The sequence below is a fragment of the Putridiphycobacter roseus genome (assembly GCF_003234935.1).
In the GTDB taxonomy this organism is placed as follows: Bacteria; Bacteroidota; Bacteroidia; order Flavobacteriales_D; family Crocinitomicaceae; genus Putridiphycobacter; species Putridiphycobacter roseus.
In genome coordinates this window covers 1-500 of record NZ_QKSB01000105.1, presented here as the reverse complement: position 1 = coordinate 500, position 500 = coordinate 1, and the positions used below count along the sequence as shown (strand labels likewise).

Below are 500 nucleotides of genomic sequence, written 5' to 3'. Positions count from 1 at the left end.
CGACATTGAGCTTGGCCAGTTCCGCAGGGTCCCATTGCAGGGCGCTGAGGTCATAGCGCTGGTCGGCAATGTTGCTGGCGGTGCCCGGGTCGGTCCCGATGTAGGCCACCGGGAGCATCTTCAGGTGCTGCACCGGGCGGCCCTGTTCCTGGGTGACGGCCGGCACATGGCAGCCGGCGCAGTTCTCGGTGAACAGCGCGCGGCCTTGGGCCGCGAGGGGCTTGTCGATGGCGCCGAACAGATCTTCCGGCCAGGTGGGGGGCTTGAGGCGTTGCAGGGTTTCTTCGATCAGGTTCAGGTCGCGCACGCGCACGCTGGACGGGTAGCGCGCATCGCCCTGGAGCGGCTGGCCGGCGCCGTCGAAGAACGTCAGGGTCGCGCCCACGCCGAGGGCTTCGCCGATATTGCGGGCCATGGGTTGCTGGGCTGAACCGTTCCATTGCACCCAGTCGAAGGTCCAGATATCCCACAGTTGCGGGTAGTCCACAGGTGCGTTGGCG

The 500-nt window shown here is 67.2% G+C and carries 1 protein-coding gene; it reads right to left on the bottom strand.

Annotated features, from left to right (window positions below; genetic code table 11):
• Positions 1-500 (bottom strand): di-heme-cytochrome C peroxidase (locus DNU06_RS17720; RefSeq protein ID WP_146239336.1); only part of this gene is annotated, 500 nt, incomplete at both ends.